Raw genomic sequence first — 14,918 nt, forward strand, 5'->3', positions numbered from 1 at the left:
ATGAGGCGGGTTCTCTGGTCCAGGGTTACCGACGAGGAACGGGCGGCATCGGCCCTCGGCGCCAAGGGGATTGCGTCCGGGGCGGCAGGCGGCGGCGGTAGATCGTGGCCCGGGCCGCGCGCCAGACACGACACACCCGGGCCAAGCCATAGGATGCGCCGTTGCTATGCGGCATGACTTGGCTCGTGGCCTCGATCTCCTTTGGGCCAAAGGGCAGCCGCTCTCCAGGGCTGCGACTCTGGCCTCCAGCAGCTCACGCTCGAGTAGCATCTCCCCCAGTCGTGCCTTGAGCCGTGCGCTCCTCAACCTCTCGCCGCCGGTGGGCCGTGTCGCCGGGAAGGCGTCACCCCAGCCGTTCAGAGTGGCTGCCGTCACGGTCAACGCCCGCGAGCCCTGCCTTCAAGAAAGAGATCCAGGGCCTCTACCAGGAGACCGACCGGCTTGGTTATTGAGCGAACCAGTTCCGGTCGTCACAGCAAACATCAACATAGCATCGTTGGCAAAAACGCGATCGCTGAGCTTGCTGGAACGTAGAAAAGCGCCGATGCATACCATACGGAGCGTCGCAGAGCCGTTACGCTTCCTCATCGCAGAGGTAGTGCATGGCATCGACGGCCATCTCGTAGCCATAGGCGCCGAAGCCAACCACGAGGCCAGTGACAACAGCACTCATCAGGGATTTGTGGTAAACAGGCTCCCGCTTATGCACATTGCTGATGTGGAGCTCGATCTTGGGACCGTTGAACATCTTCAAGGCATCCATGAGCGCGACTGAAGTGAAGGTATAGCCAGCTGGATTGATAATGATGCCAGATGCCACATCGCGCGCTTCATGCACGCTCTCAACCAGGGCGCCTTCGTGATTGCTCTGCCGGAATTCAATAGTCTCGCCCAGGGCATTGGCACGGGCGGCACATCGTTCGCGGATCATGTCCAGCGTGTCGTAGCCGTAAATCTCGGGCTCGCGCTGGCCGAGCAGATTTAGGTTCGGACCGTTCAGGATGAAGATGGACTTATTCATTTGGTGCTCCTGCTCATCGCTTCAATGGTTGAGGATCTGTCCCAGGAAGTTACGTGTCCGCTGATGCTTCGGTGAGGAGAAAAACTCCCCAGGCGGCCCTTCCTCGACAATCTCTCCATCCGCCATGAACACGACGCGATCAGCGACAGCGCGTGCAAATCCCATCTCATGGGTGACGCAGACCATCGTCACGCCTTCGCTGGCGAGGTCCGTCATTGTATCGAGGACCTCTTTGACCATTTCCGGATCGAGAGCGGAGGTCGGCTCGTCAAACAGCATGATACGTGGCTGCATGCAGAGAGCCCGTGCAATCGCGACACGCTGCTGCTGGCCGCCGGAAAGCTGGGCGGGGTACTTCTCCGCCTGTTTGCCAATCTGCACCCGATCGAGCAGTCGCTGCGCCACTGCCCGGGCTTCCTGAGCCGAAAGCCCACGCACCCGCATCGGTGCCAGCATGCAGTTCTGCAGCACCGTCATATGCGGGAACAGGTTAAACTGCTGAAACACCATGCCGACATCACGACGCACCTGGTCGACATTATGCCGACCGCCACCCAGGTCCACGCCATCCACCACGATCCGGCCGGACTGGATAATCTCGAGGCGGTTGATGCACCGGACAAGCGTCGATTTTCCGGAGCCGGATGGGCCACAAAGCACAACGCGCTCGCCGGTCCCGACGGTGAAATCCACATTCCGAAGGGCATGATAAGAGCCGTAGTGCTTGTTGACCTTCTCCATAAGAATGGCCGTTTGCGTCTCAATCGGCATGGTGTTCATTTCATCCCAGCCTTATGCGCTGAACGGAACACCCTCGATCTGCGTCGGGAAGACCGGAAGTTTCTGGCCAATCCAATGCTGGCTGATCTTCTCCAGCTCCCCATTCGCCTTGACTTCATCGATGAACGCGTTGAGCCAATCCACAAGTTCCTTCTGTCCCGGCTTCACCGCGATGCCCATCCATTGCTCGTTGAAGACGAGCTTTTGCTCGAAGTTGTTGTTGGGGAAGATCTTATTAATATTGATCATATAGGTCGTATTGGCGCCGATGGCGTCCACCTGGCCGGTGATAAGCGCCTGAATGGCCGCGGAATCATCATCGAAGCGGCGGATGTCGGCATTCTTCAGGGCAGCAGAGATCGCCGTGTCCTGAGCCGAACCACGTGTGACTCCAATGCGCAAACCGGAGGCATCGTCGATCTTCTCGATTTTTTGGTCCTTCTTTGCCAGAAGTATGATCTTCAGCCCGGCATAGGGCTTGGTGAACTGCACGACCTTCGCGCGATCCGGATACATGCCCATGGTGGCAAGGAGCATGTCCACTTTGCCGGTCATGACCTGCGCGATACGCGCAGCGACCGTCATGCCGACGAACTCGACCGGAACGCCGAGCTTCTTGCCGATGAGCTTGCCGACATCGACATCATAGCCAGCCGGCTGCCCACCGGCGTCTAGAAACCCCCAAGGCGGTAGTTCCGAAAGCACGCCGATCCGGAGGCTGCCGCGCTTCTTGATGTCGTCCGGCGTCAGGGCAAAAGCTGGGCTCGCCGCCATCAGCCCGGTGGCGGTCAGGGCGAAGGCACCCAGAAGATGGCGCCGGTTCAAATGAAGGGTCATTGGTGTCCTCCCAATTGCTTTTCCATTATCTCGCCGGAGTCAGTCGGCGCTCCATCGCCTTGCCGAGCCGTGAAAGAGGCCAGCAGGCAGCGAAGTAGATCAGGCCGACGATCGCGTAGATCAGCAACGGCCTATAAGTGATGTTGGACAGGATCTGCCCGGTCCTGGCGAGTTCGGTGAAGCCCACGATGGCTGCCAGAGAGGTTCCTTTGATCAACTGGACCAGGAAGCCGATCGTGGCAGGGATCGAGATCTTGAGCGCCTGTGGGAGGATGATGTACCGCAGGCGATCTGCGTACCGCAGGCCGAGCGCGACAGCCGCCTCGCTCTGGCCCCCCGGAATCGCCTGAATGCTTCCTCGCCAGATCTCACCGAGAAAGGCACTGGCATGCAGCATGAAGGCGATCGAAACTGCAAGCCATGGATCGATGGAGAAGTTGAGCAAAGCCACGCCGTAATAAACAATGAAGAGCTGCAGCAGAAGCGGTGTGCCCCTGAAGATCTCGATAAAGCCGGCAGCCAGAGTCTCCAGCCACCGGAGACCTGAGCTGCGGCAAAGGGCAATCATCAGACCGCCCAGCGCACCGGCAACGAAGCCTATGCCCGACAGCGCCAGCGTCCAGAGAAGACCTCTGAAAAGCAACTCGAACTGCGCAGGGCCAAGTGAGGTGATCATCGGCATTCTTCCATTGATCGGCGCTCAACGGCTGGTGGGATAGGAGAAGCTCAGGCGGCCAATCACCGCGAATATTTTCGACAGGAAGATCGACATCAGCAGATACAGTCCCGTGATCACGAAATAGACCTCGAAGCTCCGGAAAGTCGTCGCTTCGATCTCCGCTCCGACATGGGTGAGCTCGCGTGCGGTTATGGATGACGCGATGCTCGACGTCAGCATGAGGAAGATGAACTGGCTCGTGAGCGCCGGATAGATGGTCCGCAATGCCGGCTTCAGGATGATGTGGCGAAAGATCTGGAACGGCCTCATCCCAAGTGCCTTGCCAGCCTCGACTTGGCCTTTTGGCAGAGCATCCACGCCGGAACGGATGATCTCGATTGCATAGGCCGCTCCGTTGAGGCCGAGCGCCAGGACGGCCGCGATGTTCGGGTCCAGGCGGATGCCGATCGTGGGAAGGCCGAAGAAAAGGAAGAAGATTTGTACGAGGAAGGGGGTATTGCGTACGATTTCCACGAAGGCCTGGATGATGGTCGTACTGACGCGCTCTCGCACCTGCAGCACGAATACTGCCAGGATTGCGATAGCCAGTGTAATAGGAACAGCCAACGCCGTAAGCTGCAGCGTCAGGAGGCAGCCCCAGAAGAGCTCCCGCCACTGGTCGATGACAACAGCGAAGTCGAAGCTGTATTCCAAGCTTCCTCCCGGTTTTTCTAAGGCCGTTTACGGCATTGCCATGCGACGCTGGACGAACGTCTGGTATGCTGTTAACCGACTGGTTGGTTGAGGTCAAGTTATTGGTCAGTATCGGCTCCGCCCTTTACTGCAACGCAGCAAAACAAACGGAGGAAGCCCAGGATGGAAGCCGCGCAGCAGGTCTCAGTCGTGACGGGCGGCAGTGGTGGCCTTGGGCTCGCCATCGCCCGCTATCTGGCGAAGCGTGGTGACAGGATTGTCCTGTGGGACCTGGATCGGCACGTCGCCGAAAAGGCGGCGGAGTTTGAAGGGGGTCTAGGCCTGATCGTGGATGTGACGGATCAGGCCTCCGTCGCACGCGGCTTCGAGGAGACAATCGAGAGGGCTTCGGGCATTGCCAACCTGATCAACTCGGCTGGCATCACCGGGCCGAATTTCTCCGTGGCCGAATACAGCCTCGATGACTGGCGGCGTGTGATGTCGATCAACCTCGATGGCACCTTCCTGTGCTGCAGGGCAGTCGTTCCCCATATGACGGAAGCAGGCTACGGCCGCATCGTTAATATCGCGTCGATTTCCGGGAAGGAGGGAAACGCCTATGGAGGTGCCTATTCCGCGTCGAAGGCGGGTGTCATCGCGCTGACCAAATCCCTCGGCAAGGAACTCGCTCTGACCGACGTGCGGGTGAACTGCATCGCGCCGGCCATGATTGAGACCGAGCTTCTTCAACAGATGACCGAACAATATATCGCTGCCATGAAAGGGAAGATCCCCATGGGCCGCCTGGGCCGGCCGGAAGAAGCCGCGGCACTGGTGGGATGGCTTGCTTCGCCCGCATGCTCGTTCTCTACAGGTGCGGTGTTCGATCTCTCAGGCGGCCGTGCTACCTATTAAGCCTGGGAAAGCCGGAACTGAAGCAAGTCATCGGACCATGACATCGCCGCGCGCACCGGGATCACAACTTCGGCGCCGCAAGCCCACAGTCACATTGGTAGCGCCAGGCGAACGCGCACCAGAGCGTCGCCGAAGGGAACTGCTGGAATCGGCGATTGCCGAGTTTGCGAAGCATGGATATGGCGGGGCACGGATCGACAGCATCGTCAGCCGCACCAACAGCAACAAGGCTGTCCTGTACCATTATTTCGGCAGCAAGGAGCAGCTTTACGTAGCGGTCCTGGAAGAGGTCTATGCTGGTATCCGATTGAGTGAGGAAGCCGTCGAGTTCGCATCCCTCAGCCCGACCAAGGCTCTTGCCAAACTCGTCCAGTTCACCTTCCACTATTATGTCGAGCATCCCGACTTCGTGCGTATCCTCAACATCGAGAACCAGAATGGTGCGCGGTATCTGAAGTCTTCCAGACTGGTGGAAAAACTGAATCGACCGATCATCGATATCGTCGAGAATATTCTAAAGCGCGGTGCTGCTGGCGGTGAATTTCGCGATGGGATAGACGCGCTCGATCTTTACATCAGCATTTCCGCCCTGGGTTTCATGTACGTCTCGAACAGGCATACCCTGTCGGCTGTCTTCGGACGCAACCTGTTCGATCCAGCCGTTCTCGCGCAGAGGCAGGATGCCATTGTTGATATGGTCTTGCGTTTCGTTCGCGCGCCATAGATCGCAGTCGGGGGAAAAGTGAAACCCAGACCAGTGTCTGCGTCGCTAGACCCCGTCATCGTCAGCCAGCACGCGCAGCATTAGGAGACAGCAGTGCCTTCACGCAGTGGAACAAGCGCAACAGCAGGTCGGGGCTGGGTGGCATAGTCAGTCGTCCGGTGAACCGGGCTCCAGCCGCGCCGCACAGCGCGAGGCCGACCTGGCACTGGACATTCGCTGGCCGTACCGTCCGGCGTGAGCAACCGGGATTGACGCAGCGGAAGCGACGTACCGTGGATACCTCGCAGCAATCGGAACGGGCTGCGGTATCGTGAGACTCGATCTCTCCATGAGCGGGGCGGGGTGGCTGTGCCATCCCGCCCCACGAACATATCACCAGCTGTAACGCAGGCCGCCGGTCACGGCCTGGCCCGTCATATTGCCACGTGCCTCGGCCACATAGTTGACGAAGGACGAGACACCGGATGGCATGCTGAGGTTCAACCCCAGTTGCAGATCTCCGCCGTCCCGGCCCAAATGAGCCGAAGCCTGACGGAACCGGCTTCCGGAACCACCGACGAAGGCAGCGTCGGTGCTCGTTCCATCGTCCGCGAACTCATGCGAGTAACGGACGCGAAGCGCGGGAGCGAGACCCCATCCCTCCGCGAGGCGGAACGAACGCTCCACACGGAAGCCCAGCGACCCACGGAGAGAGGCCACATCGCCATCCTCCGTGCGAAGCGAAAGCGCGCCGGCCCCTGCTTCCGTGAGGCCGCCCCGGCTTGCCGTATCAAGCTGCAGACCGACTGCAGGCTGGATCCGGAAGCCAGCGAGGCTATAGGAAGCCTTCGCTTCCAGTCCGGCCATGGCGCCGAAGCCCGAACCATGCCCTTCCGCCTCGGTCCGGAAGACACCCAGGTTCCGCTTGATCCGCATTTCGGAGAAGCTGGCACCTGCATGGCCGGTGATGCTGTAGCGCTCTCTCTCCCAGACACCATAGGCGGCGGCATGCGTATTATCCATCCGCGCGCTCGACGCTGTGTCGTTCGAGGAGACCCTCATGCCATCATAGCCGATGGCGCCGCCGAGGCGGATCTCGCTGTTGGCCCGTGTCTCGGCACCCACCGCGACACCGCCACCGGACGTCTTGTAGCCGGTGTTGCCGTCGGCGCCGATGCGGGACGAAGCGCCAAAGCCGGAGATCCAGCTGGTGTAGCGTCCATCGGCGGAGGACACCGAGCTGCGTTCGGTCGTACGACCGGCAATCGCATCTCCGAACATCCGGCTGCTGGAAGCGGCCGAGACCAAGGCATCGCCATAGACGGTGCCGCCGAGCCGGTTCATGGCCTGCGGCATCGCATCAGGCGACATCGGAAACAGCGTGCGGAGCTCCTTCGTCACGGCCTCGCTGACCCGCTGCCCAGCAACGGGACGCAGAGCATTCAGTGCCTCGCCCACCGCAGTCTGGTTGCCGCGGAGCGAAATACCGAAGGCGGACAGATCGGCATAGTTCCGGGGTGTCACGTAGAGCGTGACATCCTGGCTACCGTAGAGGGCGTCGAAGCGCGTGCCGACCGGCAGTCCCGCAGCAGGCTGTGCCAAGCCGGAGAAGCTGCCGAACACACCTGCATCGGCCTGCACGATCCGGAAGGCCTGGCCGATGGAGGGCGTATAGGCATTGCCCGCATCGCCGCTGATACCCCGGAGCTGGGGCCGGATCTCGCCACCAGCGGTGAAGGATGCCCCCTCGACCACGAGCGCGTCGTGATGACCCGCACCGGTGCCGGCGGTAGGCCCATCGATGTCCACGGCATAGGACGAGTTCGCTGCCATCGTGACGGGAGCGGTCGCGTACAGCACGCCCGGACTGTTGCCAGGTGCCAGTGTGCCCCGGACGGTGGTGGCGAGGGAAACCGTACCCGTGCCGTTAAGTGTGCCCCCTTCGAAGACGGTGAGCCCCTGTGCGTCCACGGTCATCGGCCCATAGACGCCAACCGTGCCAGCGAAGAGACGCACACCCCCTGCGATGCTGTCCTTCTTCTCGACAACGATGTCTCCGCGCAGATCGACACGGTAGCCGTCGGTCTGGAGTGTACCACCTTCCCTGACCACGATGGTGCGTTCGGTGGAGAAATCACCGGTCGCGAGAAGCCGTCCGCTTTCCACCACCAACGCGCCCTGCTTGGCACCCAACGCCTGGTCGGTGCCGACGGCGAGGGTGGTCTGCTCCTTCACCAACGTGCCACCAGAATAGGTGTTGTTGCCACTGAGCGAGAGCTGTCCGCCACCGGCGGCGATCAGCCCACCTGTCCCGCTGATGGTACCGGACAGGGAAACGGTCTGCCGGGCGGTGTCCACCATGTTGGCGTTGGTCAGCGAGATGTCACGGGCTGAGACGAGGCCCTGTGGCGTGACGAGCCGGGCATTGTCCAGGCCCAGTGGGCCGGACGCGGCACCGAGCGCGGCGTCGCCGTTCACGGAAAGCGTCGCGTTGCTGACGAAAGTGCCGCCGGTGTGGGTGCTGGCGCCCGTCAGAACTTGGGTTCCGCCGGTCACGGAAAGCGCACCCGTGCCCGCGATCGTTCCCGAGAAGCTTCCGGAAGCATCGGTGAGCGTCAGCGTCCTCGCACCGAGATCGATACGTCCGGCGCCGGACAGGGTCCGGATGGCCGCCCCGTCGGCGGTGCCGCCGATATCGAAGCTGCCGTCGTTGATCAACCCCGCCGAGGTCGCGATGGAGCCCGGCCCGCTCAGCGCTAGCCCCGCTCCCGACGCGATGACGGTCGAGCCAGTATAGATGTTGCTGCCCGACAGGACCTGCGTGCCCGCGGCGATCTGCAGGCCGCCGCTTCCCGCGATGGTTCCGCCGAACTCGGTGGACCCTGCCGAGATGTTCAGCGTATTGGAGCCCAGTGCGATGACACCCGTACCGGCGACCGTCCGCAATGATTGGACGGGCAGGCCGGGAGACAGGTCGAGGGCGCCGTCGATTCTGGCGACGGCCGACTGATCGATCGCGCCAGCGCCTTCCAACCTCAGGATAGCCCCAGGATCGACCCGCGTCGTGCCGGTATAGGTGTTTGCGCCCGTGAGCGACTGCTCGCCCGCCTCGACAGCCAGGCCACCGGCACCAGCGAGGATACCGTCGAAACGGTCGGCGGCTGCGGTCAGGCTCAGCACGCGCTCGCCGAGCTCCACCCGGCCCTGACCGGAAAGACTCCGCACGCGGGCACCTGCCGAGGTTGCCGCGATGTCGAGGACACCGTCGTTGCCGATGGCCGAGGAGTGCTCGATCGCGCCATCGCCACTCAGAGCCAGGGTGGCACCCACAGCGATCTGCGTATGGCCCGTATAGGTGTTGTTGCCGGACAGGCCTTGCGTTCCGCCCGAGACAACCAGCCCCCCCGTGCCGTCGATCGTGCCGGCGAAGGTGGATGCACCATTCGTCACCTCAAGCGTCGAGTCCCCAAGCGCCACCCGGCCGATGCCGTCCAGGTCCCGGATGGAGCGCAGCGCGACATCGCCCGACAGATCGAACAGGCCATCGACCTGGACCCGGGCGGAGTTGGCGACACTGCCGCCGGCCACCAGGCCGAGGCCAGCCCCGGCCATGACATGTGTCACGCCCGCATAGGTGCTGGCGGCGGCGAGGTCCAGCCGCCCGCCTTCCACGATCAGGCCGCCATTGCCGGCGATGCCGCCATCGAAGCGGTCCGAACCTGCCGTCACCGTGAGGTCGCGATCGCCCAGGGTGACGGCACCGGCACCCGACAAAGTACGGATGCGTGCACCGGCGTTCGTCGCGGCGATGTCGAAAACACCATCGGTCCGGATAGCGGAGGCATTCTCCACCGAACCGGCGCCGGACAGGGCGAGGGTGGCACCCGCGGCGACGCGCGCATCGCCGGAGAAGTTCTGGACGGCCGTCAGCTCCTGCCGCCCGGCCAGCACGGTGACGCCGCCCGCGCCTGCGATAACGCCGTCGAAGCGCGTATCAGCGCCGTTCAGGGCCAGCGTCTTGTCGCCGAGAAGCACGGAACCGCTTCCCGAGAGGGTGCGTATCGCCGGCGCGTCACCCGCCGCAACATCGAGGGTCCCGTCGACCACCACTTCGGATTCACCGACGGAGCCAGCACCGGCGAGGCCGAGATTCGCTTCTGCCGTCACCCGGGTCTGGCCGGTGTAGTCGCTCACGCCGGAAAGGATCTGCGTGCCCCCACTCACCGTCAGGCCGCCCGACCCGGACATCCGCCCGGAGAAATCGGTGCCTGCGCCATTCGTGACCGTGAGGATACGATCGCCGAGTGTGACGGCCCCGGTGCCGGCCAACGTGCGGATGCGTGCGCCGTCATCCGTCGCGGCGATATCGAAACTCCCATCCGCCACGACGCGCGAGGCTGCGGCAACGCCACCTGCGCCGGCCAGGGCCAGCCTGCCATCCGGCCCGATATAGGCCTCGCCGGAGAAGGTGTTGCTGCCGCTGAGCGTCTGAGTTCCGCCCAGAATGTCCAGGTTGCCGGTGCCGGCGACGACACCTGCGAAGGTCGTCGATCCGCCACCGACCGCAAGGGTTCTGTCGCCGAGCTGCACCTGCCCGCTACCGGAGAGGGTCTTCACCAGAGCACCGACGACGGTGGAGGCAATATCGAAGGTGCCATCCACGTTCAGGCCGGCGGAAGCAGCCACGGAGCCTTCACCCGCCAGGCGCAGGATGGCACCGGCCCGTATGTTCGTCTGGCCGCTGTATGTGTTGGTGCCGGAGAGAGTCATGTCGCCCGCCTGGACGGCGAGGCCACCGGAGCCCGTGATGGCGCCGGCGAAAGTCCCGGACCCATTGGTGATCGACAGGTCGTGGACACCAAGGCGGACCTCGCCGTTGCCTTGCAGCGCAACGAGGTGCGTGTCGCGGCTGGCACCGGTCGCGTCGAGCAAGCCGTCGGTCTGAACGACGGCGGAATGTGCGATGCCACCGTCGCCCACCAGCACCAGCGTCGCGCCGGCATTGATGGTCGTCTTGCCGGCATAGGTGTTCTCGGCCGTCAGCATCAGCCGGCCGGTGTGGCCGGCATCGCCGACAGTCAGGCCACCATTCGCCAGCACTCCGCTGATCACCGCATAGCCACGGCCGTCGGCATTGGGCGAAACCAGGATAGTCCGGATGCCGCCGTTCAGGTCGATGCCGTTCTCCAGAAGCACGTTGCCGAGGCTCGTGTCGGAGCCGAAGATCAGCGCATGGCCATCCGGCACGAAGCTGTCCTCGGCCCAGGTGAGCGCCATGCCACCCTGAAGCCGGACTCGCAGCGTATCCGCGTTGGACGAGGCAAAGCCGCCGCTGCCGCTCCACTGGATCCGATCGCTCTCGGTGCCCAGGAACCGGTCGAAGACCCCGGAGGTCTGCAGGACGCCGCCATTCAGGCGGATGTTACTGTTGCGGTTGATGCCGACGCCGTCCTGAGCCTCCAGCGCGCCGCCATCGATGACGGTCTGGCCGGTATAGGTATTGGCGCCGTTCAGGCGAACCAGGCCGCTCTTGACATGGACGTCCGCCCCCGCACCCTCTGCGACGGAGCCCCCGATGCTGGCCTCGCTGTCATCGGCGATCGTGCCGTTGATGGTCACGACATGGCCCGTGCCGGGGTCCAGCACCACATTGCCGCCCGTCATGACGAAGATGTCGGTGCCGGCGGAATCGCCTGCCTTCCCGCCGTTCAGGCTTGCGCCGCCCGTGACGTTGTTCTGGCCGATGGTCGTATCGCCCGTGACATGGAGCGTGCCGCCCGCCTGGACGAAGACCGCACCGCCATAGGCCGAGCCGCCACCGCCGCCAGTGGAGGTGGGTTGGTCCTTGCCGACGCCGCTGCTGCCCTGGCCGCCGCCGAAGCCTCCCGCGCCACCCGCGCCTGCCGCGCCCGCGATGCTGCCGGAGCCTCCATTGCCACCGCTGCCGCCGCCGGCACCGAAGCCACCGGCACCGCCGGTTCCACCGTCTCCGCCGACCCCAGCCTTCGCGCCACCACCACCTGAGGCTCCTCCGGTGCCGCCGTTCCCGCCGCGACCACCACCATAATAGGCGGAGCCATCCCCGCCGGTCCCGCCAGCGCCGCCATCGCCGCCCAGGCCCACCGAACCGCGATCCAGTGCGTTGTTCCAGGCATCCAGCAGGGCGGACGCCTGACCAAGGGTGATCCCGGCCTGCGCCACATCGAGGCCGAGCTGCACCGCCTCGGCCGCGGAGCCCGGGCATGCCGCCACGGTGAAGGGGCTGGCGCAGAGCGCCGTGGACTCGGTCAGCTTGGCCGCGAGGGCTGCCGCCACGGAGGCTGCCCCGATGGAAGCGTTGGTCACATCCAGGATGAGTTGCGGGTTATGGCCCCAACCCTCTTGCCCGTTGCCTCCACGGCCACCGGTGCCGCCCGTACCCAGGGCGACCGTCCCGCCGCTGCCGCCCACGGTGCCGGCCAGGCCGTTGCCGTTGCCATCCCCCATCAGGCTTTCGTTGTCGGGGAAGGTGATTCCCGCCGCGCCCGTGGCGCCAATGGAACCGCCACCCAGGCTGTTCATCGTGCCGCCAATGGCGGAACCGTTCCCGCCGGCGCCGCCGATCGCCGAGTTGCCGATCACCGTGGCGTTGTTCAGAGTCAGGGTCGCGCCGTTGTCGATGAAGGCAAGGCCGCCGAGCCCGGCACCGCCACCACTGCCGGCGCCGCCGACCGTGCGGAAGTTATAGAAAGTGCCATCCGACAGGCCCAGCGATCCGCCGTTGAGGATCACGTACCCTCCCTGGCGATTACCGTTCACGGACCCCGCAACGTCGAGGCTGCCTGTAAGAACCTGCTGGGCGGAGATCGGCGTGGTTGTACCGACAGCGAAGACCGCACTGGCTGCCGCCGCACCCATCCTCTTGGTGCGGGTGGAGCGTTTCGGGGATTTCTTCGACAAGTGATCGACCTCTGGGACGCCGTGTTGACGGTGCAGGGCCTCTCAGCCGAGAGCACCCCGCCGCCTCGGCCGGTCGAATCAGGAACATGACCCGAGCCGAGCGAAGCGGGGTCGAATTAGGTCGCCACCAAATAAATTTTGGTTGATGAACCGGCTGAATTTTCGGGGGGGAGCGGATTTCATCCGCCGCATGCCCGAGACGGCACGCACGCTGAAGGGCCACCGGCAACGGGTCCGGCTCGGGCCCATCGGCGTCTCCTCGCCGAGAGGCCAGCCGCGTTCCCCGACGCGGCTGGCACGGGATCGATCAGGCCGCGGGCCCAGACTTCTCAGCCCCTGCGATGATCCGGGGGGGCGCTTCCGACCAGTTACCAGCCAATCAGTACCATCATACCCGTGCAGAAGCCTTCCAGGCATTGCGGGGAGGGATGACCCGCGTCCGGATGACAGCCGGCCATCCTTGAAACACCCTCAAAGAAATCCGATCGAGATCCAGGGTACGACGGCAACGATGACAAGCCCGACGAAGAGGGCAATCATGTATCCCACGATCGGCTTCATACCCTCGTCGGGATGGATGCGGCTGATGGCGCAGGCGGCGTAGTAGCCGACCCCAAACGGCGGTGCGAAGAGGCCGATGCCCATCGCCAGGATGACCACCATCGCATAATGCACCTCATGCACGCCGATCTGCCGGGCGATCGGGAAGAGCAGCGGGCCGAAGAGCACGATGGCCGGAATACCCTCCAGCACCGATCCCAGCACGATGAAGGCCAGGATCGAGACCACGAGGAAAGCGGGCGCGCCGCCGGGGAGACCCTTCATGATCTCGGCCAGGGAGCCCGAGAAGCCGGATTGGGTGAGCGCCCAGGCCATGCCGGTCGCGGCCCCGATGATGAGCAGGATCGCCCCGGACAGCGAGGCCGTATCCACCAGCATCGGATAGACACGCTTCCAATCGAAGCGCCGATAGATCAGCAGCCCGGCCACCACCGCATAGACGATGCCGATGGTGGACACCTCGGTCGCCGTCGCGACCCCCTCGATGACCGCCGCCCGGATGATGAAGGGCAGGGCGATCGCGGGCAGGGAGATCAGGAAGGCCTTGCCGATCTCGCGCCCCGTGGCACGCCGCACGGAGGACAGATCGTCGTTCCGGTAGCGCCACCAGACCAGCGCCGCGAGGGTCAACCCCAGCACCACGCCCGGCAGCAGTCCGCCGGTGAAGAGCGCCGCGATCGAGACGCCTGTCACGGAACCGATGGTGATGAGCACCAGGGAGGGCGGGATCGTTTCCGTCTGGGCCCCGGTGGCCGAGAGCAGCGCGACCAGGTCGCCCGGCTTCGCCCCGCGCTGCTTCATCTCCGGGAAGAGGACGGGGGCGACCGCTGCCATATCGGCCGCCTTCGACCCCGAGATGCCGGAGACGAGGTACATCGCGCCGATCAGCACATAGGAGAGTCCACCGCGTACATGCCCCAGCAGGCTGGCCAGGAACCCGACCATCGCGCGTGCCATGCCCGTCATCTCGATGAGCAGGCCCAGCAGCACGAAGAGCGGGACGGCGAGCAGGATCAGGTGGCTCATGCCCTCATCCATGCGGCCCACCACAACGACGATCGGCGTCGTGGTCGTGAGCGCCAGGTAGGCGAAGGTCGCGAGGCCGAAAGAGAAGGCGATCGGCACACCCAGAAGCACCATGCTGCCGACGCCGAAGACGAAGAAGATCAACAGGTTCCAGTTGCCGAGCCCCCTGAGTGAAGGGCCTACCAGCGCGGCGATGCCGACAAGGGCCGCCACCGTCGCCAGGGCGAGGAGGGCGTCGCGGGCGCGGCCGAGGCGGAAGATCTGGATGACGCCGACCAGGATCATCAGCGCCATCCCCACCGGTAGTGCGGCAGCGCGCCAGGAATTGGCGATCTCCATGGCCGGAGTCGTGACCCAGACCTCCTCCGCCGCGAATTCATAGGCCGGGTGGACGACCAGCAACAGGAAGGCCAGGGCGGCCGCAATTGCGATCAGGTCGAGAAAGGCACGCTGCGGTGGCGCCAGCTTGCCGACGATGGCCGTCATACGCATGTGCTCGCCACGCCGGAGCGCCACGACCGAGCCCAGCATCGCGAGCCAGAGGAAGAGGATCGAGGCCAGTTCGTCTGACCAGATGAGCGGCTGATGCAGGAAGTAGCGCCAGATCACGCCCATGAGGAGGACGACGACTTCCGCCAGGACCAGCATCGCCGCCGGGAACTCCACCAGCACGCCGACAATGTTGTTCAGCCTTTCGACCCAGGCCTCCGGCCGGTGCCGGCTCGCCGGCACGCCATGCGGCGAGACCTCCACGCTGTCGCTCGGAATGCTCATGGCATCCTCCT

9 protein-coding genes and 1 pseudogene are annotated in these 14,918 nt (G+C 64.1%); 2 read left to right on the plus strand and 8 right to left on the minus strand.

Features of this window, described 5'->3' with window-relative positions; all coding sequences use genetic code 11:
• Positions 1-34: 34 nt before the first annotated feature.
• The 6 genes and pseudogenes from RGI145_RS25905 to RGI145_RS22475 form a co-directional block, all read right to left on the minus strand.
• A pseudogene (locus RGI145_RS25905) lies at positions 35-390 on the minus strand (IS3-like element ISMtsp5 family transposase); the annotation flags it as partial.
• Between the two features lie 184 nt (positions 391-574).
• Positions 575-1,021: a type II 3-dehydroquinate dehydratase gene (locus RGI145_RS22455; RefSeq protein WP_075800723.1), complete on the minus strand. Its 447-nt coding sequence runs from the start codon at positions 1,019-1,021 to the stop codon at positions 575-577.
• Between the two features lie 21 nt (positions 1,022-1,042).
• Positions 1,043-1,792 (minus strand): amino acid ABC transporter ATP-binding protein, encoded by a 750-nt coding sequence (locus tag RGI145_RS22460; protein ID WP_156878731.1) that lies wholly within the window; start codon positions 1,790-1,792, stop codon positions 1,043-1,045.
• A gap of 21 nt (positions 1,793-1,813) precedes the next feature.
• Positions 1,814-2,638 carry a transporter substrate-binding domain-containing protein gene (locus RGI145_RS22465; protein WP_075800724.1) on the minus strand — a complete coding sequence of 275 codons (825 nt, stop codon included), beginning with the start codon at positions 2,636-2,638 and terminating at the stop codon, positions 1,814-1,816.
• A gap of 25 nt (positions 2,639-2,663) precedes the next feature.
• Positions 2,664-3,314, minus strand: coding sequence for an amino acid ABC transporter permease (locus RGI145_RS22470; RefSeq protein ID WP_075800725.1), 651 nt, complete (start codon positions 3,312-3,314; stop codon positions 2,664-2,666).
• A gap of 24 nt (positions 3,315-3,338) precedes the next feature.
• Entirely contained in the window at positions 3,339-4,010 is a 672-nt protein-coding gene (locus tag RGI145_RS22475; protein WP_075800726.1) for an amino acid ABC transporter permease, read from the minus strand.
• A 162-nt stretch (positions 4,011-4,172) separates the two neighbouring features.
• Here RGI145_RS22475 and RGI145_RS22480 point away from each other — a divergent pair, with 162 nt between their 5' ends.
• Both RGI145_RS22480 and RGI145_RS22485 read left to right on the plus strand, forming a co-directional pair.
• Complete coding sequence (locus RGI145_RS22480) at positions 4,173-4,904, plus strand: SDR family oxidoreductase (protein WP_075800727.1); 732 nt, start codon at positions 4,173-4,175, stop codon at positions 4,902-4,904.
• Positions 4,905-4,941: 37 nt separating this feature from the next.
• Complete coding sequence (locus RGI145_RS22485) at positions 4,942-5,628, plus strand: TetR/AcrR family transcriptional regulator (protein ID WP_075800728.1); 687 nt, start codon at positions 4,942-4,944, stop codon at positions 5,626-5,628.
• A gap of 372 nt (positions 5,629-6,000) precedes the next feature.
• On the opposite strand, the gene RGI145_RS25910 is transcribed toward RGI145_RS22485, so the two are convergent.
• Entirely contained in the window at positions 6,001-12,378 is a 6,378-nt protein-coding gene (locus RGI145_RS25910) for an autotransporter domain-containing protein (RefSeq protein WP_083671395.1), read from the minus strand.
• Positions 12,379-13,017: 639 nt separating this feature from the next.
• A complete protein-coding gene (locus RGI145_RS22500; protein ID WP_075800730.1) occupies positions 13,018-14,907 on the minus strand; it encodes a TRAP transporter large permease in 1,890 nt (629 codons plus the stop codon).
• Between the last annotated feature and the right edge of the window lie 11 nt (positions 14,908-14,918).

Origin of the sequence: Roseomonas gilardii (genome assembly GCF_001941945.1) — a bacterium.
Classification (GTDB): Bacteria; Pseudomonadota; Alphaproteobacteria; order Acetobacterales; family Acetobacteraceae; genus Roseomonas.

Bases quoted from the DNA above. Each gene is read 5' to 3' on its own strand.
- RGI145_RS22500 (WP_075800730.1), bottom strand. From the start codon at position 14,907: ATGAGCATTCCGAGCGACAGCGTGGAGGTCTCGCCGCATGGCGTGCCG.
- RGI145_RS22455 (WP_075800723.1), bottom strand. From the start codon at position 1,021: ATGAATAAGTCCATCTTCATCCTGAACGGTCCGAACCTAAATCTGCTC.
- RGI145_RS22470 (WP_075800725.1), bottom strand. From the start codon at position 3,314: ATGATCACCTCACTTGGCCCTGCGCAGTTCGAGTTGCTTTTCAGAGGT.
- RGI145_RS22485 (WP_075800728.1), top strand. From the start codon at position 4,942: ATGACATCGCCGCGCGCACCGGGATCACAACTTCGGCGCCGCAAGCCC.
- RGI145_RS22465 (WP_075800724.1), bottom strand. From the start codon at position 2,638: ATGACCCTTCATTTGAACCGGCGCCATCTTCTGGGTGCCTTCGCCCTG.
- RGI145_RS22460 (WP_156878731.1), bottom strand. From the start codon at position 1,792: ATGCCGATTGAGACGCAAACGGCCATTCTTATGGAGAAGGTCAACAAG.
- RGI145_RS22480 (WP_075800727.1), top strand. From the start codon at position 4,173: ATGGAAGCCGCGCAGCAGGTCTCAGTCGTGACGGGCGGCAGTGGTGGC.